This is a genomic window from Sphingorhabdus sp. (assembly GCF_044374345.1).
GTDB lineage: Bacteria > Pseudomonadota > Alphaproteobacteria > Sphingomonadales > Sphingomonadaceae > Sphingorhabdus_B.
Window position 1 is genome coordinate 1 of the sequence record NZ_JBILOS010000024.1, and the last position, 25,770, is coordinate 25,770.

29 protein-coding genes are annotated in these 25,770 nt (G+C 52.6%); 15 read left to right on the forward strand and 14 right to left on the reverse strand.

The window, feature by feature from the left end; translation table 11 throughout:
• Window positions 1-123, reverse strand: a 123-nt coding sequence (locus ACIQ5B_RS03960) for a DUF3572 family protein (protein ID WP_397597917.1), incomplete at its 3' end; no start/stop codon positions are given.
• A 53-nt stretch (window positions 124-176) separates the two neighbouring features.
• On the opposite strand from ACIQ5B_RS03960, the gene ACIQ5B_RS03965 reads away from it, so the two are divergent.
• A complete protein-coding gene (locus tag ACIQ5B_RS03965) occupies window positions 177-542 on the forward strand; it encodes a response regulator (protein ID WP_324478905.1) in 366 nt (121 codons plus the stop codon).
• A gap of 88 nt (window positions 543-630) precedes the next feature.
• On the opposite strand, the gene rpmG is transcribed toward ACIQ5B_RS03965, so the two are convergent.
• Window positions 631-798: a 50S ribosomal protein L33 gene (rpmG, locus tag ACIQ5B_RS03970; protein ID WP_125229418.1), complete on the reverse strand. Its 168-nt coding sequence runs from the start codon at window positions 796-798 to the stop codon at window positions 631-633.
• A gap of 325 nt (window positions 799-1,123) precedes the next feature.
• Here rpmG and ACIQ5B_RS03975 point away from each other — a divergent pair, with 325 nt between their 5' ends.
• A complete protein-coding gene (locus tag ACIQ5B_RS03975; RefSeq protein ID WP_397597893.1) occupies window positions 1,124-1,690 on the forward strand; it encodes a TMEM165/GDT1 family protein in 567 nt (188 codons plus the stop codon).
• 87 nt (window positions 1,691-1,777) lie between these two features.
• On the forward strand, window positions 1,778-2,242 hold the full coding sequence (locus ACIQ5B_RS03980) for a Dps family protein (RefSeq protein WP_397597894.1): 465 nt from the start codon (window positions 1,778-1,780) through the stop codon (window positions 2,240-2,242).
• Window positions 2,243-2,306: 64 nt separating this feature from the next.
• Here ACIQ5B_RS03980 and ACIQ5B_RS03985 read toward each other — a convergent pair whose 3' ends face one another.
• On the reverse strand, window positions 2,307-3,086 hold the full coding sequence (locus tag ACIQ5B_RS03985) for a cold-shock protein (RefSeq protein ID WP_397597895.1): 780 nt from the start codon (window positions 3,084-3,086) through the stop codon (window positions 2,307-2,309).
• 215 nt (window positions 3,087-3,301) lie between these two features.
• Between ACIQ5B_RS03985 and ACIQ5B_RS03990 the strand changes: the two genes are divergently transcribed.
• From ACIQ5B_RS03990 to rpoN, 5 genes are all read left to right on the forward strand, one after another.
• On the forward strand, window positions 3,302-3,919 hold the full coding sequence (locus tag ACIQ5B_RS03990; protein WP_397597896.1) for a ribonuclease D: 618 nt from the start codon (window positions 3,302-3,304) through the stop codon (window positions 3,917-3,919).
• 25 nt (window positions 3,920-3,944) lie between these two features.
• A complete protein-coding gene (locus ACIQ5B_RS03995; RefSeq protein ID WP_397597897.1) occupies window positions 3,945-4,580 on the forward strand; it encodes an LPS export ABC transporter periplasmic protein LptC in 636 nt (211 codons plus the stop codon).
• Window positions 4,581-4,587: 7 nt separating this feature from the next.
• On the forward strand, window positions 4,588-5,112 hold the full coding sequence (locus tag ACIQ5B_RS04000) for an LptA/OstA family protein (protein WP_397597898.1): 525 nt from the start codon (window positions 4,588-4,590) through the stop codon (window positions 5,110-5,112).
• A gap of 129 nt (window positions 5,113-5,241) precedes the next feature.
• Complete coding sequence (gene lptB, locus ACIQ5B_RS04005; protein ID WP_395629411.1) at window positions 5,242-6,012, forward strand: LPS export ABC transporter ATP-binding protein; 771 nt, start codon at window positions 5,242-5,244, stop codon at window positions 6,010-6,012.
• A gap of 28 nt (window positions 6,013-6,040) precedes the next feature.
• Window positions 6,041-7,528 (forward strand): RNA polymerase factor sigma-54, encoded by a 1,488-nt coding sequence (gene rpoN, locus ACIQ5B_RS04010; protein WP_397597899.1) that lies wholly within the window; start codon window positions 6,041-6,043, stop codon window positions 7,526-7,528.
• On the opposite strand, the gene ACIQ5B_RS04015 is transcribed toward rpoN, so the two are convergent.
• Window positions 7,529-8,269, reverse strand: a complete 741-nt coding sequence (locus tag ACIQ5B_RS04015) for an NTP transferase domain-containing protein (protein WP_397597900.1) — start codon at window positions 8,267-8,269, stop codon at window positions 7,529-7,531. It abuts the gene before it with no gap.
• Window positions 8,270-8,404: 135 nt separating this feature from the next.
• Between ACIQ5B_RS04015 and ACIQ5B_RS04020 the strand changes: the two genes are divergently transcribed.
• Window positions 8,405-9,100, forward strand: a complete 696-nt coding sequence (locus tag ACIQ5B_RS04020; RefSeq protein ID WP_397597901.1) for an HAD family hydrolase — start codon at window positions 8,405-8,407, stop codon at window positions 9,098-9,100.
• Here ACIQ5B_RS04020 and ACIQ5B_RS04025 read toward each other — a convergent pair.
• Window positions 9,089-10,315, reverse strand: a complete 1,227-nt coding sequence (locus ACIQ5B_RS04025; RefSeq protein WP_397597902.1) for a hypothetical protein — start codon at window positions 10,313-10,315, stop codon at window positions 9,089-9,091. The two genes, ACIQ5B_RS04020 and ACIQ5B_RS04025, sit on opposite strands and share 12 nt — an antisense overlap.
• Window positions 10,316-10,455: 140 nt before the next feature.
• Between ACIQ5B_RS04025 and ACIQ5B_RS04030 the strand changes: the two genes are divergently transcribed.
• Window positions 10,456-11,772: a lipopolysaccharide biosynthesis protein gene (locus ACIQ5B_RS04030; RefSeq protein WP_397597903.1), complete on the forward strand. Its 1,317-nt coding sequence runs from the start codon at window positions 10,456-10,458 to the stop codon at window positions 11,770-11,772.
• Here ACIQ5B_RS04030 and ACIQ5B_RS04035 read toward each other — a convergent pair.
• A complete protein-coding gene (locus tag ACIQ5B_RS04035) occupies window positions 11,769-12,659 on the reverse strand; it encodes an alpha/beta hydrolase (protein ID WP_397597904.1) in 891 nt (296 codons plus the stop codon). The genes ACIQ5B_RS04030 and ACIQ5B_RS04035 overlap by 4 nt on opposite strands.
• Window positions 12,660-13,098: 439 nt before the next feature.
• On the opposite strand from ACIQ5B_RS04035, the gene ACIQ5B_RS04040 reads away from it, so the two are divergent.
• The 3 genes from ACIQ5B_RS04040 (at window position 13,099) to ACIQ5B_RS04050 (ending at window position 15,704) form a co-directional block, all read left to right on the forward strand.
• Window positions 13,099-14,553, forward strand: a complete 1,455-nt coding sequence (locus ACIQ5B_RS04040; protein WP_397597905.1) for an FG-GAP repeat domain-containing protein — start codon at window positions 13,099-13,101, stop codon at window positions 14,551-14,553.
• A gap of 219 nt (window positions 14,554-14,772) precedes the next feature.
• Window positions 14,773-15,210 (forward strand): hypothetical protein, encoded by a 438-nt coding sequence (locus ACIQ5B_RS04045; RefSeq protein WP_397597906.1) that lies wholly within the window; start codon window positions 14,773-14,775, stop codon window positions 15,208-15,210.
• A gap of 122 nt (window positions 15,211-15,332) precedes the next feature.
• The gene (locus ACIQ5B_RS04050; protein ID WP_397597907.1) at window positions 15,333-15,704 is read left to right on the forward strand and encodes a helix-turn-helix domain-containing protein; all 372 of its coding nucleotides are present in this window, start codon (window positions 15,333-15,335) and stop codon (window positions 15,702-15,704) included.
• Between the two features lie 302 nt (window positions 15,705-16,006).
• On the opposite strand, the gene ACIQ5B_RS04055 is transcribed toward ACIQ5B_RS04050, so the two are convergent.
• Both ACIQ5B_RS04055 and ACIQ5B_RS04060 read right to left on the reverse strand, forming a co-directional pair.
• Entirely contained in the window at window positions 16,007-16,459 is a 453-nt protein-coding gene (locus ACIQ5B_RS04055; protein WP_397597908.1) for a hypothetical protein, read from the reverse strand.
• A gap of 71 nt (window positions 16,460-16,530) precedes the next feature.
• Complete coding sequence (locus ACIQ5B_RS04060) at window positions 16,531-17,325, reverse strand: hypothetical protein (RefSeq protein WP_397597909.1); 795 nt, start codon at window positions 17,323-17,325, stop codon at window positions 16,531-16,533.
• Between the two features lie 110 nt (window positions 17,326-17,435).
• On the opposite strand from ACIQ5B_RS04060, the gene ACIQ5B_RS04065 reads away from it, so the two are divergent.
• Entirely contained in the window at window positions 17,436-17,870 is a 435-nt protein-coding gene (locus ACIQ5B_RS04065) for a hypothetical protein (protein WP_397597910.1), read from the forward strand.
• Window positions 17,871-18,002: 132 nt separating this feature from the next.
• Here ACIQ5B_RS04065 and ACIQ5B_RS04070 read toward each other — a convergent pair whose 3' ends face one another.
• Entirely contained in the window at window positions 18,003-18,290 is a 288-nt protein-coding gene (locus tag ACIQ5B_RS04070) for a DUF6626 family protein (protein ID WP_397597911.1), read from the reverse strand.
• Between the two features lie 844 nt (window positions 18,291-19,134).
• Between ACIQ5B_RS04070 and ACIQ5B_RS04075 the strand changes: the two genes are divergently transcribed.
• Window positions 19,135-19,713 carry a tyrosine-type recombinase/integrase gene (locus ACIQ5B_RS04075; protein WP_397597912.1) on the forward strand — a complete coding sequence of 193 codons (579 nt, stop codon included), beginning with the start codon at window positions 19,135-19,137 and terminating at the stop codon, window positions 19,711-19,713.
• 303 nt (window positions 19,714-20,016) lie between these two features.
• On the opposite strand, the gene ACIQ5B_RS04080 is transcribed toward ACIQ5B_RS04075, so the two are convergent.
• The 5 genes from ACIQ5B_RS04080 to ACIQ5B_RS04100 all read right to left on the reverse strand — a co-directional run.
• Entirely contained in the window at window positions 20,017-21,519 is a 1,503-nt protein-coding gene (locus ACIQ5B_RS04080; protein ID WP_397597913.1) for a tyrosine-type recombinase/integrase, read from the reverse strand.
• Between the two features lie 3 nt (window positions 21,520-21,522).
• Complete coding sequence (locus ACIQ5B_RS04085; protein WP_397597914.1) at window positions 21,523-23,685, reverse strand: hypothetical protein; 2,163 nt, start codon at window positions 23,683-23,685, stop codon at window positions 21,523-21,525.
• A gap of 441 nt (window positions 23,686-24,126) precedes the next feature.
• Window positions 24,127-24,738, reverse strand: coding sequence for a hypothetical protein (locus ACIQ5B_RS04090; RefSeq protein ID WP_397597915.1), 612 nt, complete (start codon window positions 24,736-24,738; stop codon window positions 24,127-24,129).
• A 298-nt stretch (window positions 24,739-25,036) separates the two neighbouring features.
• Window positions 25,037-25,528 (reverse strand): 30S ribosomal protein S9, encoded by a 492-nt coding sequence (rpsI, locus tag ACIQ5B_RS04095; RefSeq protein WP_324478941.1) that lies wholly within the window; start codon window positions 25,526-25,528, stop codon window positions 25,037-25,039.
• On the reverse strand, window positions 25,528-25,770 hold a 243-nt coding region (locus ACIQ5B_RS04100; protein WP_397597916.1), incomplete at its 5' end, for an uL13 family ribosomal protein. The genes rpsI and ACIQ5B_RS04100, both read right to left, overlap by 1 nt.

The following is a 25,770-nucleotide window of genomic DNA, read 5'->3' on the forward strand; positions in this document are numbered from 1 at the left end:
CCCTTCGGGTGTCAGGCCGGTCAGCGACAAAAGCCGCTCCGCCCGTGCTTCTTCCATCAACGCCCAAGCCAAAGCCTGAAACGCCATACCCGATGCGTCTAACTTGCCATTTGTTTCATGCATGGCTTTCGCTTAAGCGAAGGCATCCACGAACGCAAAGCGGGAAAAGAGCGGTAATGTCGAAAAAGGTGATGATCGTTGAGGATAATGAGCTGAACCTCAAGCTATTCACTGACTTGCTGCGCGCGCACCAGTTTGTTGTTGAGGGCGTGCGCGACGGGCGGCTGGCGCTGGAACAGGCGCGAACATTTGCGCCGGACCTCATCATCATGGACATTCAACTGCCGCATGTCAGCGGCATCGACCTGATCGAAGCGATGCAAAAGGACGCCGCGCTTTCGGCAATCCCCGTGCTCGCGGTGACCGCTTATGCCGGCAAGGGCGACGAGGACCGGATCATGGCCGCAGGCGCAAAAGGCTATCTGTCAAAGCCGGTGTCGGTGATGACGTTTCTAGAAGCGGTGCGGGGAATTGTTGGATAATCGAACGCAACCGCGTGCGGGCAATGCGTGAATCAAAAAGGGCGCCCGAGGCGCCCTGATCGATAGCTTATTCAAGCAGCGCGTTGGCTTACTTGATTTTGGCTTCCTTGAACTCGACATGCTTGCGCACAACGGGGTCATATTTACGGAACGTCATCTTTTCAGTGATGTTGCGTGGATTTTTCTTGGTCACGTAGAAGAAGCCCGTGTCAGCGGTGCTGAGCAGCTTGATCTTGATCGTGGCTGGCTTCGCCATGGCCCATTCCTTTTGTTCAAATAAAATCGCAAAAAACTGCGCAGGGTTTGGCCGCGCTGTTCACAGACGCGGGCCTTTGCTGGTTTGGCGGGTGAAAGTCAAGCCCGTAACCCCAAATCAGACGTCAAAGCGGGCCAATGCCCCCTGAATCGTCATGCTGCACTGGTTTCAGCATCTTCGTTTTGCCGTGCCGCCGCGTTTTCGGACGCTGGAGCGCGCTCAACATAGCCCGCTTTGATTGCCAAAACAAAGGCGATTCGCGGCGCAGTTCAGTCCGCCCGCCGCGCGCATCCCATTTTGATCATGATGTGCTAGGGCAGAAAATATGGACACTGCTTTTACGACATTCCTGTCTGTTTTCCTCGCCGAGATGGGCGACCGGACACAGATCCTCGCCGCCGTGCTCGCGCTGCGGTATCGCAACAATAAGGTGATTCTTGGCGGACTCGCCTGTGCCACCTTGATCAATTGCGGCATTTCGGCAGCCGGCGGCTCGGTGATTGACAGTTGGATAAGCGCGCGGTCCGTTCAGATGTTCGCTGGCCTTGCCTATATCTTTGCGGGCGCGGGGATGTTGCTGTGGCGGCGCAATGTCGACCCGTTATCAGGGTGGAAAACCCCTGCATTTCTCACCGCATTCTTGGGTCTGTTTATCTTGGAATTTGGCGACAAGAGCCAGTTCATCATCGCCGCGCAAAGTGCCCGCACGTCTGATTGGGGCATGGCAGCGGTCGGCGGGTTCGTCGGCATCATGGCCGCAACGGTGCCCGCGGTCATCCTGCGCGCGCGGCTTGGCCAGATTGTGCCGTTGAAACCCATAAGGTGGGTCTCTGGCGCATTGTTGCTGGGGTGGGGCATTGTATTGGCCACGCAAGCCAATGGCATCAGCTAATTGCTGCTGCCGCATGGGCGGGTGCTGTAAATAGCGCGCGCCGTTCCTATATTATATTCTCCCCCCCCCGAATGATGGAGAACTGCCATGGCACATGGTGACAATAGCAAAAAAGCGCTGGCCGATGCGTTAAATGGCCTGCTGGCCGATTATTATGCGCTCTACCTTAAGACCAAGAATTTTCATTGGCATGTGACCGGTCCGCATTTTCGCGAATATCATCTGCTGTTTGATGAACAGGCGACCGAATTGATCTCCACGACCGACCTTGTCGCCGAGCGCGTGCGCAAGTTGGGTCACGACACGCTGACGTCCATTGGCGCGATCGCCGCCAAGCAGCGGATCAATGACCATGATTCGACGACGACTGATGCACCCAAGATGCTGAAGGAACTGCACGCCGACAATGAAACGCTGATTACGGCATTGAAGGACGCAAAGAGCCTTGCGGATAAAGCCGGCGACAATGCAACCGACGGCCTGCTGGACGACTGGACCGATCAGGCCGAACGGCGCGCCTGGTTTCTGGCCGCGACAATCGGCAAGGCATGATAGATACAAAAAAGGCGGGCGAAGCGTTGTGCTGCACCCGCCTTTTTGAATGTCTAAAGCGCGCTTATTCGGAAAGCGGACCCAAGTTGGTGGCCGAATATTTGCCGCGACGATCGATTTCGATGTCAAAGGTCAAACGGTCACCCTGAGTCACTTGACCCATGCCCGAACGTTCAAGCGCAGAAATGTGCACAAACACATCTTCGCCGCCATCATCACGCTGCACAAAACCAAAACCCTTCATGTCGTTGAAGAATTTGACGGTTCCATTGGCACGTTCGCCAGTCGATTCGCGCTGCGGACCACGTGGTGCCGAATCACGGTCACCACCGCGGAAGCCACCACGGTCATCGCCGCGCGAACCGCGGTCAAATGCTGGACGGTCCGGACGCGGTGCGCGCTCGGTCACTTCCATTGGCTCACCATCGATGACGAGGTCGGTTGCCGAAACCTTGCCGCCACGCTCAACGAGCGAGAATTCGAGCGGCTGGCCTTCAGCAAGACCCGTCAGGCCAGCTTGCTCAACCGCGCTGATGTGTACAAACACATCATCGGGACGACCATCGACCTGAATGAAGCCAAAGCCCTTTTGGCTATTGAAAAACTTAACAATTCCTTTGCCGGAACCGATGACTTGTGCTGGCATTGGTGGGCCGCCTGGGCCACGCCGAGGTGCGCCGAAGCCACCGCCGCCGCTATTACCGCCGCCGAAACCGCCGCCCGACCGGCCGCCGCCAAAATCACTTTGGTAGGGGGACGGTGCGCGATAACCGTCGTAGCTTTCATCACCGAAACCATCTCTCTTGTCCCGGCCTTTGCCAGCACGCTTGCGATCAAAACCCATAACTTCTTACTTGCCTTCTCATCGCCCAGAACCACTATGTTATGCAGTCGAGGGCGACTGTACTGCACGTCACAAGCGCAGCCGTTGGTGATTGCGCAAGCATTTTGTATATCGCAATAAAAGGTTACGCGATAGCTAATATTGCGGCCGAAAATCGCAGGGCGCCAACTGTAGTTTCATTTGCCTTGCACAGTCGGGTGGGGCAAGGGGCTAGCATGAGCGTATATTTACATGAAGAAGACCTTCCCGCAGGCGTACTGGCCGATGGCCCTGTCGCCGTAGACACCGAAACCATGGGGCTCATTACCCCGCGTGACAGGCTGTGCTTGCTGCAGATTTCCGACGGACACGGCGATGAACATCTGGTGCGTTTTGGCCGCAATAGTGACTTTTCTGCACCAAATTTGCGTGCCGTACTGGCCGATCCCGCCCGTTTGAAGCTGTTCCATTATGCCCGATTCGATTTGGCAGTGATTTCGCATTATTTGAACGTCGTCGCGACGCCCTTATTCTGCACCAAAATCGCCTCGCGCCTCGTTCGGACCTACACCGACCGCCATGGGCTGAAGGAACTGGTCAAGGAAATGCTGTCGACGGACATTTCAAAGCAGCAACAGTCAAGCGACTGGGGCGGCCCCATATTGTCCGAAGCGCAAAAAGATTATGCCGCCAGCGACGTGCGCTATCTGCACCGCCTGCACGCCGAATTTGTCGTGCGTTTGGAACGCGAAGGCCGCACCGATTTGGCGCAGGCGTGCTTTGACTTTCTGCCGCACCGTGCCAACCTCGATCTGTCGGGCTGGCCAGAGACCGATATATTCGGGCACAGTTAAGGTTTAATCGGGTTAGAGACATCATATGTCCGCACAGGCCGATCTTGAACGCAGTTATCGTCAACGCTGGGCATTGCCCGGCGGGCGGCATGACCGTCTTATCCGCGCGATGCGGGTTGTCTTGCCGGGCATCATCGGTTTGCTTGTCGCCATATTGGCGTTCAGCCCATTTACCGGGCAGCAGGAGCTCAGCTTTGTCCTGAACAAAGACGAAGTGAATCTGTCGCGTGAGCGGTTGCGCGTTGTTGAGGCACTCTATCGCGGCGAAGACAGCAAGGGTCGGCCCTTTTCGCTGCGCGCGGGTAGCGCTGTCCAGAAGACATCGGTACAACCTGTTCTCGACATGACATCGCTGTCGGGCCGGATATCGTTGCAGGACGGCCCAGCCTCCATCATCGCACAGCGCGGCAGCTATGACCTTGGCAAGGAAACCATGCGCGTCACTGGCCCATTGGCGGTTGAATCGCCGGGCTATGACATGGTCGTCAGCAATGTGGAGCTGTCGTTGAAAGACCGGACGATGCGGAGCTTTGGCCCCGTGAGCGGCCGCACCAAGGTCGGGACCTTCCGTGCAGGACGATTGCGCGCTGACCTCGATACGCGCATTATCCGGCTAGATGGCGGCGTTCGTTTGCGTATCAACCAGAATGCGATTAAGTGAGGCCAACATGAGCAAAGCTTCTATCTCCTTTGGACTGGCCGTCGCATTTGCGGGCATTATGATGCTGTCTTCGGCGTCGGCGCAAACCATTCGTAACCATGATAGCAACGCCCCTGTAGATTTCGCTGCCGGTTCGATGGAGCTGCAGGATCGCGCAGACCGCGTGGTTCTTGCCGGCGGCGTAACTGCAACGCAGGCGGGGCTTACGCTCAAGGCAAATCGCGTGACAGCGGCCTATTCGGATAATGGCGGCGTGGACGTAAATCGCCTCGACGCCACAGGCGGCGTGACCATCACCAAAGATGATCTGCGCGCAACCAGCAGCTCGGCCATATATGATCTAGACTCCAGCCTGATCACGCTGATTGGCAATGTGAATCTGGTGCAAGGCAGCAATCGGCTAAACGGCGGCAGACTTGTCATTGATCTCAATTCAGGCCGATCAACCCTCAATGCCGGTGGCCCTGCCAATACAACCAATTCAGGCGGCCGCGTTACCGGTTCGTTTAGCGTTCCACAGCGCAAAAATTAGGGGTCAGCCCCGAACAGCCCCTAAAACGGGGCAGCATAAATCATGCCAATTGCAAAATGGGTCAGCATTCATTAGCTGTCTGTTAGATATCAACGGCAAAATCGCGGGCGAAATTTGGATATGGACAGCATGACTGCAACTTCTCCCGCTGCGGATGCGACGACGCAAGACGGCGTGCAATCCGGACTGGGCGTCGTTTCCATCGCCAAAAGCTATGACAAGCGCGCGGTATTGACCGATGTGTCGCTGTCGGTTGCAAAGGGCGAAGTGGTGGGTCTGCTTGGCCCAAATGGCGCGGGTAAGACCACCTGTTTTTATTCCATCATGGGGCTGGTAAAGCCCGACAGCGGCCGCATCACATTGGATGGCGCGGACATCACCAACCTGCCGATGTACCGCCGCGCGATTTTGGGCTTGGGCTATTTGCCGCAAGAAACATCGATTTTCCGTGGCATGACCGTTGAACAAAATATCAGCGCTGTTCTGGAAATGGCAGAACCCGATGCAGATGCGCGCAATGAGCGGTTGGAAAAATTGCTGGGCGAATTTGGCCTCACCCGTTTGCGCAGTGCACCCGCCATGGCGCTGTCCGGTGGCGAGCGGCGGCGCTGCGAAATCGCCCGCGCGCTGGCGGCCAATCCGTCGATCATGTTGCTCGATGAACCTTTTGCCGGCATCGACCCGATATCCATTTCCGATATTCGCGACCTTGTGAAAGAATTGAAAACCCGCGGCATCGGCGTGCTGATTACCGATCATAATGTGCGCGAAACGCTCGATATCGTTGACCGCGCCTGTATCATTTATGGTGGGCAGGTTCTGTTCGCAGGGTCGCCCGAGGCGTTGGTCGCCGATCCCAATGTGCGCCGCCTGTATCTCGGCGAGAGTTTTGCAATGTGATTTGCGGCGATGACGGAACCATAACGTCATGGCATTAGCACCCCGCCTCGATCTTCGCCAAAGCCAGTCGCTGGTGATGACACCGCAACTGCAGCAGGCAATTAAACTGCTGGCATTGTCGTCGCTCGAAATTGAAGCGTTCATCGCGGAAGAGGTGGAACGCAATCCCGTTTTGGAAATAGGCAGCAGCGACGCGGCCCCTGATGTGCCGGCCGAGGATTTCGCACCCGCTTTGGACGACAGTGGCGAGCGCGCCAGTGACGACCTGCTGCGTGGTGATGGCCAAGGCCCATCGGACGCGCTTGATGTCGATTTCAGCGCGGAAACGTTCCACCATGACACCCCGTCCGACAGTGTCGGCGGGGCCGATGGCATGCTTGGGCTTTCGGGCAGCGCAGCGCCCAGCGGCTTTGACGCCGACGGCCCTGATTTCGACAGCTTTGCCGCGCGCGATGTCAGCCTGCGGGAACATTTGATGGCGCAGGCAGGATCCAGCCTGTCCGGACGGCAGCTGTTTCTGGTCCAACAGATTATCGAACATATCGAACCCACGGGCTATGTTGGCGAAGACCTGATGGCGGCGGCCTACAGGCTTGGCGTTCCCATGGCGGAAATGGAGGCGGCGCTTTCGGCGTTGCAGCGGTTCGATCCAACCGGCGTTGGCGCGCGAAACCTGTCCGAATGCCTCGCCATTCAAGCGCGCGAGGCGGATCGTTATGACCCCTGCATGGCCAAGCTTATCGACAATCTCGACTTGGTGGCAAAGGGTGCGTTTGACCAGCTTAAGCGCATGTGCCGCGTCGATGACGAAGACCTACGCGATATGTTGATGGAACTGCGCGGCTATGATCCGAAACCCGGCTGCCGGTTCGAAAGCGAAGATATGCTTGCGGTCACGCCCGACATATTCATCACGCCACGCGGCGAAGGTTGGGCGATCGAACTGAACAGCGCCAACCTGCCCCGCATTCTCATCAACCGCAGCTATGTTGCCGAGCTGGGGCAAGACAAGGCCACAAAAGCCTGGCTAAGCGACTGCATGGCGGATGCGAACTGGCTCATCAAAGCCATGGATCAACGACAGCGCACCATCGTCAAGGTCGCCACCGAAATTGTGAAGCAACAGGACGGCTTTTTTCGCAAGGGCGTCGCCCATTTGCGGCCACTCACGCTGCGGCAAGTCGCCGATGCCATCGACATGCATGAATCCACCGTCAGCCGGGTGACCAGCAACAAATATCTGCATTGCGGACGCGGTCTGTTTGATCTCAAATATTTCTTCTCATCGGGCGTTCAATCCGCCGACGGAGAGGGCGCGTCGGCTGAGGCCGTCAAAAGCCACATCAAATCCCTGATTGATGCCGAGGGCAAAAAGATACTGTCCGATGACACGCTGGTCGATTTGTTGACGGCAAAAGGCTTTGACATTGCCCGCCGCACCGTCGCGAAATATCGCGAAGCTATGGGTATCGGATCGTCCGTGCAAAGACGGCGGCAAAAGAAAATGGGCCGCTAATCACGCCGCCAGATGTGAACCCGCTACGGTTTCGCGGTCGATAAGAATGTGCTCCGCCAATATATGGTCGCTGACCTTATCGACGTCGATTGCAGCAACAGGGTCAGACATTGGCACGAGCGTAGCCACAAGGCCAAGGCGTTTACCCGCAATGGTCAACGCCTGCCGCAATCCAATCGTACGGGTGAGCGCGCGCAGGGCCAACCGCACCCCGAAATGCATGAACAGGCGCCATGCTTTCTTGCGATCCTGTTCAGCCTCTGCCCATAAATCGAGTGCGAATGCGGACTTGGGGCTCATCAACGCAAAGAGATTTGCGCCGGACCATGCGCCGTCCGAAAAACGCAACCAGGTGCGTTTGGCATCGGGAAACTGCGCCAACATCGTCTTGCGTTCCACCATCGCAATGGCAACGTCGCCATCGGCTTTACCCAGAAATTCGGCGATCATATCGATGGTTAACAAGGGGTGGTCCGCGGTGGTCACCAATATCGGCGACGAGAATCCTAACGCATCCACCTGCCGTTTGATGCTCAGCGATATACTGCTCAGGCTTTCGACCAACGTCGCGCCACCTGCGGCATCTACCGCGGGACGCAACGCGTCGGGTTCCTGACATAGGACAATGATTTCACCGATAAGCGGCGATGCACGCAGCGTGTGCACGACATGGCTAATCATCGGCTCGCCGCGCACGGGCACCAAAGCTTTCAGCTTCAGCCCGAAATGCTGTGCAAACATATCCGTACCAGGCCTTTGCCCGGCAAGGACGATGCAGGTCCATTGCGCTTGCAAACAGCTTCTCCTAAACGCGTCCAAATCGGGGGGCACGCCAACGCATTTGGCATACCTTGGGGTGGGGCTTGGCGACCAAATATGAATATTGCAATATATGATCTCGACAAGACCATAACCCGTCGCCCGACCTTTACCCATTTTCTGCTATTTTATGCGCGGCGGACCGCCCCCATTCGGCTGGCGTTACTGCCGGTCTGGATCGCGGCGATGCTGGGATATAAGCTTGGCCTATATGGGCGCAAACCCCTGAAACAATTTGGGATCGCGATGTTTATCGGGCGCAAAATTTGTTCGGACGCTTTATCCAATATCGTCGCCGATTTTACCGAACGGGTTGTGCGCGAAGGCCTTCAGCCGGGGGCCATTGCACGCATAGACGCCGATCGCGCGCGCGGGGCGTTGCTGGTGATGGCAACCGCTGCACCGCATTTTTATGCGGGCCACATCGGCGCCAAAATTGGTTTTGATGCGGTTATTGCGACGCGTCATATCGGCGAAGCAGACGGCCAACTGATGCACCGCATCGACGGCGAGAATTGCTACGCCGCAGAAAAATTGCGCCGTGTGCAGGAATGGCTGTCGCAACAGGGCATTAACCGCAAAGATGCGCATATCCGTTTCTATTCGGACGATCTGAGCGACCGGAGCACTTTAGACTTCGCTGACGAAGGCTATGCGGTGAACCCCTCCAAACACTTTATGAAGGCTGCTGCCGAGGCCAATTGGGGCGTGCTCGATTTCCGCAGCCCTAACGAGGCATCTTCAGCTAGCTAAGCTTTCAATATATCGCCCCAAAGCCTCAGCGCCGCGGTCCGAGGCTGGACGCGGATCGCTTTGGTCGGCGGTGTAGGCCATCCGCTGCTCCTGCGCATTGCGATATTGGGCGGCAATCTGCGCATGATCGGGCAATAATGCTATCAACTGCTTGGCCGTGCGGACAACCGGACCGTTGTTCCAGAAATCATATTCGGGCGCGCTACCGGGCACGGCCGCACTGTGCGTATCGATGAAAAAACAGGCGCGCGGGCGGTGCAGAAATTCATACACCTGGCTTGAAACATCGCCAATATAGACGTCTGCGGACAGGGTGTAGCTCATGTCAAATAGGCGCGCGCTATCCACATCGATCCGGATATTCGGGGCATCATAATATTTGGGATCAATATCTGGCCGTGTGCGGGTCACGCGATATTCGGGCGAGATATGCACCTTTTTATAAAATAGCATCACATGCGGCGCAAAGATCAGATTGTAACGGTCCGCATTCTGGTAAAAAAATTCCAATATGTCGGTCCCGTGATCGAACCAACTGGACATATGGGGATCGAAATGCGGGTTGTATAAAAACGTCGGCTTGCCGTTGTCGAAAAATGTTTCAGGGGTGCGCCCCCGCAAAATGTCGAACTTTGGATAACCGATGATCCGGCAGCGTTCGGGCGTGGAAACGCCAGCATCCACCATCTGGTCCACAACCTTTTGTCCGCTGACCATCAACAGGTCAAAGTCGCGGAATGCAGGGTGAAAAGACACATTCCGGTCCCCCGCCCCATGGGGTACACAGACAAAGGCAGGGCAATGTTTGCGGCGGCGAAATTTGGTCCAATGGCGTTTCAGGGTCAGGCAGGTGCGTTCCGTCGACACGATGGCGACGGATTTCCGTAAGAACGCATTATGCCAATATAGACGCAATATCCGGTGAACGGGCACAAGCCTGTTCAGGCCGTTGGTCAGCGTCTTGAGCCATTCGGGTAACGCCAGCGACCGCCAATGCAAGGCGGCAATCTGTTCAGGCGTCAGCAGCCTTTCGACCTCTTTTCGCGTCACGTCACTGCCAAAGGCAACAGTCGCCCGATAGGATTTTTCGCGCAACGCAAATGCGCCAGCTATCCCCGCCAAATGCGCCACTTGGTGACCAGCATCATGGTTGAACAGGAAAATGACGTCCGATTTGACGGACGCCGCGGCCTTCTTGTGTCGTGGATTATTCATACAAAGCGGCATCTATCGCCATTGATAGATTTTTGCGACCAGTTTGCGGCACGTTCAATTTTTTACCTGCACATCATGACATGGCTTTGATTAACGGCGGAAGTGCACTAGTCCCGCAGACTGATCGGGGGTCTGGCGTAATGGCTGAACAAAAACAGGGGAGTGGGCGGCGCATTTTGCAATCGGGCGCCTGGCTGTTCTTGCCAAAGACCACCTCCGCGGTGCTCAGCCTTATTTACCTTGCCGTTTCTACCCAAAGCTTGGGTGCGGCAGAATTTGGCAAATTCATGCTGATCTTCAGCTTTGCCCAGACGATATCCAGCTTCACATCATTCCAGACGTGGCAAATATTGATCCGCTATGGCACGACGTTGGTGCACACAAAGTCCGATCAAAAGCTGGCCGAACTCACATGGTTTTGCCTGATCCTTGATATCATCGGGGCATTGCTGGCGTTCCTGGTCGCGATGGTCGGCGCATGGGCGCTTGCATATAATCAAGGCTGGAGTGATTCAGAGGCAATCGCCGTGGTCGGCTTCACGACCCTTTTGGTGCTGTCCGCCCGTTCGACACCGACAGGGCTGCTGCGCATCAACGACCGCTTTGGCGATGCCGCCATTCCGGACATGCTGGTGCCTATCATCCGCCTTATCGGCACCGGCATATTGGTGCTGACACAGCCTACAGCATGGGGGTTCCTCGCGGTGTGGCTGTTGTCCGAAATGGTGCCAACGATATGGGTTTGGGTGAATGTTTTGCGCCGGCTTAAATTGCCGCTGCGGCTCAGCAGTATGCCAACGCTGCACGGCTTTCAGGAAAGCTTCCCCGGCATTACCAAATTCGCTTTATGGTCCAATATGGGATCCAGCTTTAAGCTGACCAGCCAACAAGTGGTTGCGGTGGTCGTCGGCTTTTCCGTCGGTGCAGCGGCGGCTGGATTTTTCCGGCTTGGCTATCAATTGGGTCAGGTGTTTGCCCGTGTCGGCGACGCCATATCGATGGCAATATTCACCGAATATGCCCGCGTTGCGCACACCGTCGACGCCAAAGATGCCAGCAACTTGCTCAGCCGCATGATTAAAGTGTCCGGCGTTGCGGCGGTGCTCGTTTTGGCAATTGTCGGCTTCACCGGAAAGCCGGCTTTGATATGGATATTTGGCGCAGAGTTTGTCGCCGCTTATCCGTTGGTATTGATCTTGGGCACAGCCACCGCCGTCCAATTTGCCACATTGGGGCTGGAGCCTGCGCTGCTTACCGCGGGCAAGGCTGGGCGCGTGATGCTGTGCAGCCTTGCCGGCGCGATTGTCGTGGTGCTGATGATGATTTGGCTTATGCCCATTTATGCCGAGGTTGGTGCAGCATTCGCGATGTTAGGCGCAGCGGTGGTCAACGCCGCGCTGCTGGTCATTTCCTATCGGCAAAAGATATTGGCCCCCAAACCCGCAGACGCGGCTTAACGCGGCCCGTGCGCCTTTATAAAGGTCGTAACATCGGTAATGACAGACGCCTTGTTCCGGAAGGGACGGGCGACCGCCATAATGATATCGGAATGGCCAACATCGGGATAAATTTTCAGCTGCTGTTTCCCGCCCAGCGCGGCAATCCGTTCCGACAGGACCTTGCTGTTGCGCGGTTTCACCACAGTGTCCTTGTCCCCCGTCAGCAACAACAATGGCGGCGCATCGGGGCGCGCATATGTAATCGGCTGGGTCTCGGTTAAGTCGGGCCACTGGCCAAAGGCAATTTTTGATGACTCGGTGGTGAACGGCAAGAAATCATAAGGGCCGGCTAGCCCGATCACACCTTTAATAACGTCCGTACCAAGACCCTGCGTTTTCAAATAACGCGGATCGAGCGCCGCCATCATCGCGATATGCGCGCCGGCGCTGTGTCCCATCAGGAAAATGTCGTCTTTGTTGCCCTGATGCTTGGCGATATTTGCGTGCACCCAAGCGATGGCCGCCGCTGTGTCGTCTACAAATGCGGGGAAGCGAACCTTTGGCGATTTGCGATAATCGGCAATGACGGTGACAAAACCGCGCGATGCAAATGCACGACCCAAAAAGCCATAACCTTCCCGCTCACCATCGCGCCACGAACCACCATGAAAGAAGATGAGGACGGGGTAAGGCGCAGATGCGGCGCCTTCAGGCGCATAGATATCCAGCTTCTGCCGCGCGTCGGTGCCATAAGCGATTGCCGTCACGGGCGTGCCATCAAACTCGGCCGCCCCGGGCGCCCACCGGTCCGCAAAATCGAGCTTTTGTGGATCGCTCTTGTTCCAGAGCCATAAGCCGGAACCGACAAGCGCAAGGAGCAAAGCAATAAGGATATATTTGATCATGCGCGCTATGTGCCGGTTAACCAGTGGAAACACAATGACAAACGGGCGTTGGGATACCCCTGTTACCCACAGCATTGAATAAGCCTCAGGCCAACATCGGCGCTTGCCTAACGTCTTGGTTCAACGCATTGTCATTCAAGGGCAGATAATGGGGGTGGAATGTGTCCGAGATAGTCACAGCTGTCCAAAGAGGCAGTCAAGTTTATGTCTATGACGCCGGACAGCGTCAGCTATGCTCCGTATTTGCCGGCACTGGACCGAATGACGGTCTGAAAGGATATACATCCAGCACGGTCAGTGTGCGTAGAGGCAGCCAAATCTACGTTTACGATCATAAGGGTCGCCAAATTTCCAGCGTATTTGCTGGGAAGTGATGCACGCATTTATTCTTGGGGGAAGTTGATTGAAACTACGTCGTCATAGGGTGCTGGGGGCATGCGTGCTGCTTTCCGCTTGTGGAGGCGGTGGCAGCACATCGCCCAGTTCTCCGATCATCACGATACCCTCGAACCCCACAACACCGACACCGCCAACTCCGATTGCTTACACGAGCGCGACCCTCAGCAAATCCTACCAAATCCACACAGCATCCTCATCTGACGTGGTCCCCGAATATGTTTACGGTGGCGTGACGAACCCCAGAGGTATTGCGGACATTTTCCCTCAAGGCAGCATATCTATAGATTTCCAGAAGGATCGGTTCCCCGAACTGATCATTCCGCTGAACAAGGCATATGGCACGCCGGTTTTTGCGCGCTTACCATATATCTACCTTTCCAATGATAATGGTAGATTAGAGTTTCGGCAGGCCGTTAACGACCAATTTCCATCTGTTTTTGGCGCACGGCGATCTGCGTCTTTAACCGTCAACGGAACGCCGGCAGCATTCTTCGTCGCGCATAACGTGTCTGGGGTGTATAATGATCCCACGGCATATGGCACGGCAGTATTGGCCTTAGGCGGTGCAAGTGGGACGAGGGTACGGGCAGACCTTATTCCCCGCCTGACTACGCAACCGGGTCTTGCGGCGAATGGAACCGATGCCCACGCAATGGCGACAGGGGACATTAATGGTGACGGAAAGCATGATATCCTGATTGCCAACTGGCGCCACAGGGAAGGATTTGAACCCTTGTTCTTGTTTCAAAATGCCGAAGGTTCCTTCACCTCCAGGTCGAGCAGCTTTCTGGATCAACTGAACTCCGTTCCGCCGCTAAACCCAACCCAAATCCCCAACGGGCAGAATAACTTGTGGTTGGATGTACATCTCGCCGATTTCAACGGCGACAAGTACGACGATATTGTTGCCGGATTTGGGCACGGTTCGGCGTACAGTTATGTTTTTTGGAACAATAAGGGTAATTTCAGTTTCGATGACAAGACGCCGCTTCCCGCAACGGTTTATGGTACAGAAAACACTCTCCATATGGAGACCCGAACCACGGATATGGATAAGGATGGGGATCTTGACCTCATAATCTCACACTCCAGATATTCCCCTTATTATGGCGGGGACTATCTCCAGATTATCCGAAACGACGCCGGTAAATTCGTCGATATCACCAGTGCGGCCATCAGGCAGGACAATTCTGATGTTTACGCAGGGTTCTTACAATGGTCTCCAGCGCTCTATGTCAAAGACGTCAGCAAAGATGGCAAAGACGATATAGTCTTTGCCCGGCAGGACGGCACGCTCAGGATTTTCATAAATGAGAATGGTGCGTCATTCCGTAACTTCAACGTGTCCCTTCCGCCTTCTCAAGGTAGCGGGAAGCTGATCGGTTTCGATGATTTTGACGGCGACGGGAATTTTGAGGCCGTGTATTGGCAATATGGCGGCACTGCCGACCGAAAGGATTATTTCGTCAACCTCTACAAACTCATATTCGCGTAAAGTTACACGGCACTATGCGGTGGTCGTTAGTGCGGTCCCTTGGATGCAGCAGAATGCTAATCACATATTTCATATAGGTAACACCCGCGCTGCGTTCTCGACGCTCTGGGTCCGCTAAAACGGATCCAGAGAGAAGTTAGGTCAATATCGCTGCTTGCCTAATGCCTTCGTTAACTCCATTCTGATTCTCGAGCAGAATTCCTGGGGGGTGGAGGTTTTGTGGACGAATTACCAACGAGATTTATATCATCATTTGTCGTCGAGTTCATAAGTGATTTCATGCACTTCTGCGTTGAAAAATATGGATTTTCTACTGACGAAATTAGCATTATTTGCGTGGTTGCAACGGAAAGCACTCGGGAAATCCGGCATGACGGATATTTGCTTAAAACCTATGGAGCCGAGGGTCAGGCTATCCCTGATGAGTTCAGATTTCCGGTCAGCGTTCAGTTCGTTTGTCGACGGTTGGGCATGCGGCGAGAAACGACGCGACGAAAACTCGAAGACTTAGCAAATAGAGGTTTTCTAAATAAAATTAAGGGCGGATATGCCCTACCAGCACAAACAAATGCTGCTGATTATACGCAGGAGTTGCGGGACTTCTTGGTAGCAAGAATCTCGAATCTGCAGACGTATATAGAAAAAATACCGGGATAATTCCGCCAGCGGCGGATCGGGAGCAACTGAATCCCGATGCCCAAATTGGGCAAACCGTGTTGTCGAAAACTTTTCTGATTAATATTTACCCTCCACGACTCGGGGATGTGGGGGCAGTTCTAGTGGCAGATACGGAACAAAAAGACGCAACCGATGCCTTGCTGGCCATTGGACAATGCATACAAACTGCAAGAAAAAAAAGCCGAATGACAGTGGCAAAGTTGTCCGCAAAGACCGCCATTTCAACGCGATTTATTGAGTATATCGAGGCCGGTGAGTTCAGTAAGCTCCCCGGACGATCGCATGTGCTGGGTTTCACACGATCTATTTGTCGAGAATTAGCATTGGATGCCGAAGAGGTTGTTCAGGCAATCAAGTCAGCGATGTATCCTGACCCAATGACGGAATTCGAACTAACGATTGCGCAACAGTTGCGACGCCCGCTGATCGCGAAGATCGTGAATGCGTTGAAATCTGTTCTGGACCGGCACTGAACGTTCGAAAACCTATTCTCTCGTTTTCGTGCGCGTAGTGGAGCAGCAATCAACTTAATTGGGTTGCGGTTCATAAAAGGCACAACGAATGATGCGTTAAAAAGACAACAAAAAAGGGCTCGCGATGTCTCGCAAGCCCTTGAATTTGTTCGGAAAAACCGAGTTTTCGGTTTAGCGCTTCGCTATTCGGTATTATAATATTATCCAACTAATTCAGTATATTATATGACTATGCCAAAATATGCTATCGAACTGCTATACAAATTATCAAGCGGGCCGCTTACTGCATCAAGTTAGCAGGCCTAGCTTTGCACGATAATTTGCCCCTTTAGTTGCTTGGATCGCCTAGCCGCTAGTCGACCCAATTCCGCATCCAACTCACCGCCTGCTGCGGCTTTATAGAGTGCTTGCAGGGCTGTTTTTACATCTGGCAAGGTTTTGACAAAGTTGGAATTAGCCTCTTTGTTCAGCATCAGCGGCTTATTCGCGTATCTGCATTGCACATAAAATCCATCGTCTTGCGCTATGAACCATGCACGGACGACGCGCTGACGAGTTATGGGTGAGCGAGCGCCGCTAGCGTCAGTCGTCCATTTTGGGACTGACACACTATACAGTTCGCCGCGCAACGCAGCGTCGGCGACGCTCAGCTGCTCTTCGACAGCCTTCATTAGCTTCTGCCGTCGCATTTCTTCGACATTATGCGTAGGACTGGGAGTGAAGTTTTTGAGATTGAGTTTCGCCAATTGCGACATGCCTTGCCTCCATCATTAATAGAGAAATGCTGCTGTCGATTGATGGGTTTTCCTACCTAAAAAGGCATAAGTTAAAAAGGGAAACGCCCAAACGCTGTGTTAGATATCATCGTGCGTGCGTTGGCGAGGTGGCGAGAAACAAGCATGGAAATGACACGTGCGCGGTCAGCATCACTGTAGGGCACTTCGTCGTCCTTCTCTCTTTGATGATAGATTAGCCCGACTGCGCTAGACAACATCATGTTGGAACGTTTGCCTCCAGCAGCAACTGTCTTTTCGCGCTCATCGTAGAGCTCAAACGCTAGCTTTATTGCGTTGCGGCGAGCTGACCGGAAAAGGTGGTAGCGCGCCTTACTTTGACGTGGATCGCGCACTGACCGGCCTTTGGCAAAGCTAACACTGCGCCGTAAAATACGTTCAATGGCGTTATCAATATGACCTCTTTGACTATACAAAGGGATTGCCACCAGAATCGTGTCTTCGCGTGCTAGCGCCGCTTGCGCGTCGGTAGCCGTGTTTATCTGCATAGTTGACGATTCAAATGTGGGTTCAGCGAATAAAAACGCGCCCCGCTCTTCACCAGTTGCCACTTTGGTTCGCCACCAATTGCAGAACGCAAGGGCCCGGTTACCTTCGTATGTTACATCACCAAAATCATCATAAATACTGGTTATTTTGAGGCGGTCGAGTTCGGACAAGTGGCCGAGCGTGCTAACATCACCGCCAGTCTCACACAGCGCTTGGTAGTCCTTGTTTAAGGTCAGTGCATACCACCACCAAAAATAGACGCACTCTTGCAGCGCGCCCTCGTCAGGCTGTTTGTAGCTACCAAACTTAGGGTGGCCGGAGATAAAATAGCGACGCATTTGTTATCAGTTATCAAACTTTCAAACACCTGTAAAACGACAAAAATCGCTCATCTGCTAAGGTGAATTTGTCGCTGGGAAATGGCGACGAACACGAAAAAGGAAAAAATATGTCAAAGAAGGTATTCACACTCGCCAACGCTCTTAGCTCTGAGAAAAAGTCAGCTGCGATGGCTATTTACAAGCAAGCAGTTAGGGCAATTGCCGACCAACATTACGTTAAGCCCTCAGATTGTGACTTTACGAATTTGAGCGCCGAGTTTGGCCAGATTTGGGTAAGCTTGTTTGCCTACGAAGGATACGAGCTACTTGCCGACTTATATGCAGAATCTAACAACGCATTCAATTATGCAAATCTATTTTACGGCGGTCGGCGTAAGTTTGCTCAGATCGCAAACGAAGTTTTGCCAAAAAAAGACCGTTGCGACGACAAGCGGATTCGTCAGATAGCGAAGCAGCTTGGCTACTATGTAACCATCGTTACGCGCGAAGCGATGATTGAGCGGGGATATCAAAATGGGATCAACCTGAACGTAAGCATGTAGGCCTACGCATCGCGCGCTTTGTATCAGCTGATCTGCAAAGCGCGTCAGAAGCTCTTCCAGCTTTTCTTTTCGTTCTGCCATGTTTCGCCTTGTTTGGCGCAGAAGGTAACGAGAAAAATTCGTGCAATCTAGCTATTGTGTAGCACTAATGACCAGTGGCTTTTGGCACTTCGCACTCAGCGCACTGAGTAAGATTGCAGCGGTAATATTACCCTTATCTCTCATTGTCTCGCTGCCCTGTCGCAGCCTGTCCGCACAGATCGCAAGCGTGCCTAAACTTGGTTGGGCACGCTTAAAGCGTATGGAACGCATGTAGCATTCGCTCCGGCCAAGCCAGTTACGACAGAACTCTTGCTCGCTGCGAACTAATTTAGCCTGTTTTAACTCTCCAAAAATCTCAAAAATAACCGATTTTTTCATCCGTTTTGCACTCCGTTGCTAAATAACTGCAGATACAAAGTGCCTGACCAGCACACTGTATTTATCTGCCGAAAATGGGCCGGTGAAAGGATAAGGAGCATGCGCACATATCGGTGGCGTGCAGATCTTGTCTGCCCCGTGTGCTTTTGCAGAGGCGACACAACAAGCGCAGCGCGGTGAGGGCTTGTAAAATATCTACCGCGCACGAGTGGGAACAGGAGAATTTAACCCACAAACGCTATGCAGGGAGCGGACAACTTGCATAGCGTTGCGTTGCTACTAACTCCGCACACGTAAAGGCTACAGAGTAACCGGGCCTACCGAAAGGTTGTGTGTGTCCGCTGACCGAATAACTCACAGAAAGTTTGTCGGTTAATGGGAGGCTGAAAACAGCCTCCTTTTGACCTCAAATCTACAGAAAGACACAAGGACCAAAAAGTTCGCTGATGATTGGTGAATTTGAGCGAACGCGAAAATGATAGCCAATCAGATAGCGAATGCGGAGCAGCTTGCTGCAACGCAGATTATGTTGAAGGCACCGACTACTTCCAAGCAGCCTCAAGCCATACGGTAGCCAACAAAGGCTGCAACAGCCCAAATTACCAACCACTTCAAAACGACACGGATCATGCGTTACACCTCATATGCGCTTGCTAACGTCACATGGTAGGCATTCCTAGTCGATGTCATAGGGCGCAATGTTAGAGAACATATAAAGTCTAACATTACGCTGAAAAACCCCAGTTTTCTGTGGATTTCATTCTTCCCGTCGTTTCGGTTGCTCTTCAGAATGTGTGAAAATACGCTTGTGCGTAATAAAACCACACATTGAAGAGGCTAGAACATGAAACAGGCAAAGCTACTCAATGAAAGCGAGTTTAAGCGTTTGAGTGCTGTCGTTGACAGCTTACGTCACAGGACACGAAACCACACTGCAATTGCACTCAGCTTTTACGCAGGGCTGCGCGCATGCGAGATTGCAGCTTTGAGGGTGGGCGATGTGTACGACACGCAAGGAAAGCCCAAAGATACGATCTACCTATCAGCAGCGCAGACTAAAGGCAGTGAGAGCAACACAGTGCTAGTCAACAAGCTGCTTCGTATGCAGCTACAGCGTTACGCTGCTGCCAGCCCGTTCATTTTACACAATGTTACCAGACCGCTGATTAAGAGCGCGAAGGGTGGCCACTTTACACCTCAGACAATCGTCAACTTGTTCCAACGGCTTTACAAGCTAGCTGGAATTGCAGGCGCTAGTAGCCACAGCGGGCGACGCCAATTTGTGACGGAGTTGGCGGATAAGGGCGTGAACGCACGAGTAGTGCAAGCACTTGCCCGTCATAAACACTTATCCACCACCCAACGTTACATCGACTTGAATGAGTCCAAGCTACGCAAGGCAGTGGAGTTGGTCGGTTACTGACCAGGTGGGTACTTGGGCGGGTATGGCTTAAACATAGGGCCAGACTTAGGTCGATAGCGCTTACGCTTGGTGGGCTTGGTTAGCTTGGGTTTCGACTGCGGCTTTCGCTTTGGGAACGCTGGCAGCTTGCACGCTTTTTCAGCGACAGCAGCTTGAGGCCAGACAATATCCGAAATGCGCATAGAATTATTTATCAGCTTTCGTAGGCCGTTCTAAATTCCGATATTGCCTAAATAATTGGTGATAATTCCAGCTTAATTGACCCATAATTGGCATAGGTAAAACGTACGAAAATCGTGCAGTTCAACCGCTTGTCGATTCACCGTCAGTTTGTGCGACGAGGTCGATGATCGCCTTCATTTTCTCCGCATCAAGCTTGCCGAGTTGGAACTGTTCTAGTGCGGCGGCAAGGACAGGGTTAGCACTGGGTGCAACGCTTTTTTTAAGTATCGGTTTAAACTTAGTGATCTCGTGTCTGCGCTGTTTGGACATCACGTGACTGTAGTGCTGCTCAATCTGCTTCACGCCGCAACCCATGTTCAGCGCTAGATCGTAAATGCCTACATCGCCTTTTTCCAAGCGCATGGTCGCATAGCTGTGGCGCAGCGAGTAAAGTGAGCGTTTATCGCCATCCTTGTCATATAGCAGTCCGTCTTCACGTTCCGCATATGGCACGCGCTTTAGAAAGTTTTGGAAGCCTTTGTTGAGATCATTGAAGGGCTGTGGCTTGCCCATTTCGTCTTTGCTTTGCCCAAACCACACATAGTCATCAGGCGCTGGATGCGGCGACTTCTCCATCCATTCTTTAAGCGTCTTATTGCCCGTCGGCTGTGTTTGTACGTGCCGAACTCGGCCGGTCTTTGTGGCCTTACGCACGGCAATATCTGCGATGCTAGCTTCACTGCCATCGACTGCCACATCTAAGCTTACGTCCTGCCAGCGCATCTCGCGTGCTTCGCCCACGCGCAAGCCAGAGTTGGCTAAGAATATGATCAAGTGATAGAGTTGCTGGCGTTGAAGCCTGTGCCAAGCGTTGAGCTTTTCTTCTCCGAAAACACCTACGCAATCCCTATAGCTGCGCAGATAACGTGTCAGCGCGTCATACTCGTCGCCATCAAAGCCAGCGCGTCTGTTTGGTGTCCTATTTTGCACAGGTGCACGAAATTTTACTGTCTGCTGCAATCGCCCAAGTTCAGCTGCGTCGAAGAAGATTTGGTTAAGCGCGCTTTGCTCCATCAACAGCGTTTTGGCAGCTGGGTTAGCTTTAGCATTGTTCGTCGTGTTCGATTTTGCTTTGCGACGCTTGGGATTGAAGCGTTGTAGCCTTTGCCCTTCGTCTCGTTGCCAGTACGTTATCCGCCAATCCCAATAGCCTTTGACCACTTGCGGCGTGATCTCGTTCAGCATCATTGATGTACCGTCTGCATGTTTGAAATAGGCTTTGAAATAGCGGTCGGCGTAGCGCCTGTGCCACAGCTTACGATCTTCCCGCCAAGCATCATTTTTGACGTTGCGGTCGTACCAGTCATTCCAGTGCTGGTCGAAAGTGTACTCGTCCAAGCTATGCCCAAGCCGCGCCGCTTGCTGGAGTCTTAGCAGCTCGCTTTTGGCAAACTCGTAAGCGTCTTCGTAGCTGGTTAGTTTGGTACTGCGGGTGACGTAGCCTTTTCGACCGCCAATCTTAAGCCGCATGTACCACTTAGCTATACGGTGCTGCTTGGCATTGGGGACAGCGATTGTGAGATCGCGTTGAAATAGCACAAGAGTGCCGCCGAAATGTTCACGCCTTCTTTCATAAAAAGCCATGTATCAGAATCGAACTACGCCGTATTGCGCAACTGACTTCTCGTAGAGGGTTCGGCGGGTTGCTGTATCGATCACACTGACATTAAGAATAGCAGAGTCGCTGCCGTTCTGTGCCACCAAAGAAAACGAACCCCTTACAGGCATCACAATTTCGGCGTGAAACGGGTAAGCAGCTGTAATGAAATTATTAAAAGCCGAAAGGTCGTCATTCGCACCAAAGTAGTACCTCCCGTTCGCGCGAATTTCGACACTTGTCTTATCCAAACAAACCAACAGATTGAACTTACTCCCGCGTATCAGACACCGAATTACAATCGAACGAGGATGGGTAATTGCGAGCTGCTTTTGGTCCGCAGCAATTTTTCTTGCTCTAGCTTGCTGGTCCCTAACGGATTTTTCTCTAGCCAATCTCCGGCGCAAATCCTCCGCTTCCTTTGCCCGCCTAGCTTGCGCTCGCTGCTCCTCAGCTAATGCAAAACGTTGCTGTTGAATTGATGTCGCTGTCAAACCGGCCAATTTGGACGCCGCCAGTTTATCACTTAAATATGATAGCAGGGTCTCCTCATTAGCTGGGCCAACGTAGCTAGCCTGAGTCATTTCTTGTAGAAAAACGTCGTACGTTTGCTTTGTTCGGATGTCATAACTGGAAAACTTCCGCCAATTATCTGGTGAGAATCGATATCGGAAGTCGTACTCTGCGAAACCGCTTACATCAATTCCGCTATTATTAAGATGAGTTGTGAATACATCAGAGAGTGCGTCGCCAGCAAATGCAGCTCCTTCTTTGAGCACTACGCCGTCGGTGTGAAGTCTATCTTTAAGCGCGTTTGTCACTTGAATGGTATCAAAGAAAACCTCACACCTTTGTTTATCCGCAGCAGCGTCAGTAAAATAATTTACTGCCCAATCGTAGGAAACATTTTGAGGTGTTTCGCCGAGCAAACGATTTTGAAAAAATTGGCCCGACTGCTGAAACTCTGATGGCAAGGTTGATTGGTCTTCGCTCAGCACTCGGTAACCGCTGTACCGATAACGCGGCTCTGCAGCTACTGCTGCAAGTTCATTCATCGGAAGCGTCGTGCATACGTTATATGCTCGGAGGCGATTGGCACCAGTTTGGCCGTAGTCACTACGCATCAAAACTTTATAAGCGTTTCCAGCAGTCAAAAGTTCACTAGTTAGCGGTTGCGCCAGCGCCTTATAAGACGCCCTTTCATTTACGATTTTGGCAAAAACGGTCTTTTGCTTCTCATATTCGAAAGACGCTGTTGGGGTTCTATTTCTATCTTTGCTTTGATAGTATCCCCTTGCAGAGAGCTGAGCTTGTAACACGAGATAATACTCGTTGTACCCACCAACCATTTTATTTTTAATTAACCCGTTTTCCGACCAACTTTTCGTATCGCGCTTACGCGTACACTCCACAGGAGGATTGTCATCATAAAATAATATAGGCTTATCGCCGTATGTTTTCTTTAAATAGTCTTTAAATTTTAAAATTATGTATTTGTATAAAATTAAATCAGGCCCAATCTCCGAAAAAATTTCGCTGTGTACTTTTAGCGCGTCGACATCGATAAAATTCTTTACACAAGCTACATCTACACCACTGACAGGATCTAAACCACCTCCCACTAATAATACATCCAATTCAGATAAAAGATTTTTATCTGACGGTCGAACATAGGGAAAAAGTTCATTTTTATTTGGCTCTGTAAAAGTAGATATCTTTTTCTTTCGGTGAAAATGAAAATCTTCGGATTTAACTTCAGTTTTACTGTAAAGTGGTGACGAGTATTGATATTCGACCGTGCGTTGTGGTTTGCCGTTTTTAAAATATCCTACGGTTCTTGTGGTAGGCACATCGCTTTTTACGTCTAATATCTTATCTAGCCATCCAAAGCCGTGTGGCCTGTCTTTTTTCCATTCGCCGTAAAATACATATTTGACCGAATAGTCACTTCCAGCCATTGGCGACCTATATGTCGTTGTATAAGTACCCCTCGCAAAGCATTTATCAAATACCAACTGGCACGGAGGAAGCGTGGATTTTGTGGGCGCCGTTGATGGGTTGGAGCGTTGATTATTTGCAAAGAGGGGCGGGTTCAAAAACGCTGCACCGAGCAAGACCGCCAATTTTGCTCGAAGATACAAATTTTTTAACACGAGGCCCCTCCCTATTGGGTTTAGGACTAGCGAATATTGCTATATCGAGCAACCTTGCGGTTTAGGGCTGGCAGCAGCCTTCTTCGGAAGACGTGAAAAAATTATTTTTGGTGATTTCGACGAAATTCTCTCTCATTCATGCGTCGCTGGATGCTCTAGCGAATTTGCCCGCTGGGGTATCTGGCGTCATGTCGCTGCAACGGGTTCGGCGAGATCACTATCAAAACTAGGTTCGCGTTAACGCATGTAAAATATGCGGGGCGCATGTTGGACCTCGCTATGCAACTTGGCTCAACTGCTATCAAACTACGAAAATCGCTAAAACGAAATGACAGCATCGCTGCGGTTCTGCTAACGATCTGCTTCATAGAAATTGGGGCCGCCATTTCTGGCAACCCCAAAGTGACACATATCGTTTGAAATACGTTTGCGCGGCAAATGCTAAGGAGCAATTACCTTTGTCCAGCTTTTGTTGTTAAGTTCTTCAGTGACACGCGAGGCTACTCCTCCAATTTGCTGCTCCGACGAAGCCGAGCGGACGAAATATTGTCCTTTGCCGTCAACTATTCCGACCCATTTAGCCTGTTCATATTTGCTCAGCGCAGCGACACGTTGGCTGGAAATTCTTTGACCAGTCATCGGATCCCTAAACGTTAACGTGAGATCGACGGTAGCCTCAGTTCTACGGGAAGCTTTAAGGATAGGCACGCTCGATTTGCCTGCGTCATTGCCAGCGCGATTTACTACAACCTCCAAAATCAGGTCGGGCTTACCGAGCCTTACTAGAAGGGCGCCAGCATTCTCTGCTTTGGAGGCGACAAGATTTGTCAGAAATCCCTTATTCTTTTCTTCCACAAAGCCAGTCATTTCGATCTGAATGCCCTTACTCTTAATCGATGAAAAGTCGACCTGCGAAACTGCGGCTTCGCCAGCGATTGTCAGAACGTTTTGGGTTACAACTGACAAAAGACCACTGCCTTCCGTCTTCTGAGTTGTGCTGCATGCAGACAAGCCAGCTGTCAGACACACTGCTAAAAGTAGATTCCTAATCATTCCCACCCCCTTTTTGTAAAATCGATGCACCGCAGGTCTCAAAGGCGTCGCGCCTTACAGGCCCAGTTTGAGAACTTGCAATTTAAGCGAGTTTAACTAGCGTTTAACTTCTGCGCAATCGATTTGCTGAGCGCGGGCGTGAGGCTATCAGCGTGACCTAAAATGCTGTCAAAATGCTAAAATCGCTAAACCGGAACGACAGTGTCGCTGCGGTTCTGCTACAAATCTGCTACATAGAAAAAGGGGCTGCCATTTCTGGCAACCCCTTGTAATCCAACGACTTTCAGGTCGTTCGAGCTTAGCGCTTCGAGAATTGGAAGCTCTTACGCGCCTTGGCCTTGCCGTATTTCTTACGCTCGACAACGCGGCTATCGCGGGTCAGGAAGCCTTCCGACTTCACAGCGCTGCGCAGCAGTGGCTCATATTTCGACAGTGCCTGCGCAATGCCATGCTTGACTGCGCCAGCCTGACCCGAAAGGCCACCGCCCTTGACGGTTGCGATAACGTCATATTGGCCCGTACGCTCGGTGACACCGAACGGCTGGTTGATGACGAGACGCAGCGAAGGACGTGCGAAGTAAACTTCCTGATCACGGCCATTGACGACAATCTTGCCGGTGCCTGGCTTTAACCAAACGCGGGCAACTGCGTCCTTACGACGGCCAGTTGCATAAGCGCGACCTTGCGCATCAATTTCCTGTTCGCGAACGACAGCAGCAATCTGTGCTGGTGCCTGAACGTCGGCGCCCAGGGTTTCGAGATCAGCGAGCGAATTTGCAGTTTCAGACATTATGCACCCACCTTGTTCTTGCGGTTCATGGAAGCGACGTCGAGCGTCTTTGGCTGTTGGCCGGCATGCGGATGCTCGGTACCATTATACAGATGCAGCGCGCGCATTTGGGCACGACCCAAAGGACCGCGTGGAACCATGCGCTCAACGGCCTTTTCAAGGACGCGCTCAGGGAACTTGCTATCAAGTACCTTACCAGCGGTGATGCCCTTGATCCCGCCGATGTAACCGGTGTGGCGATA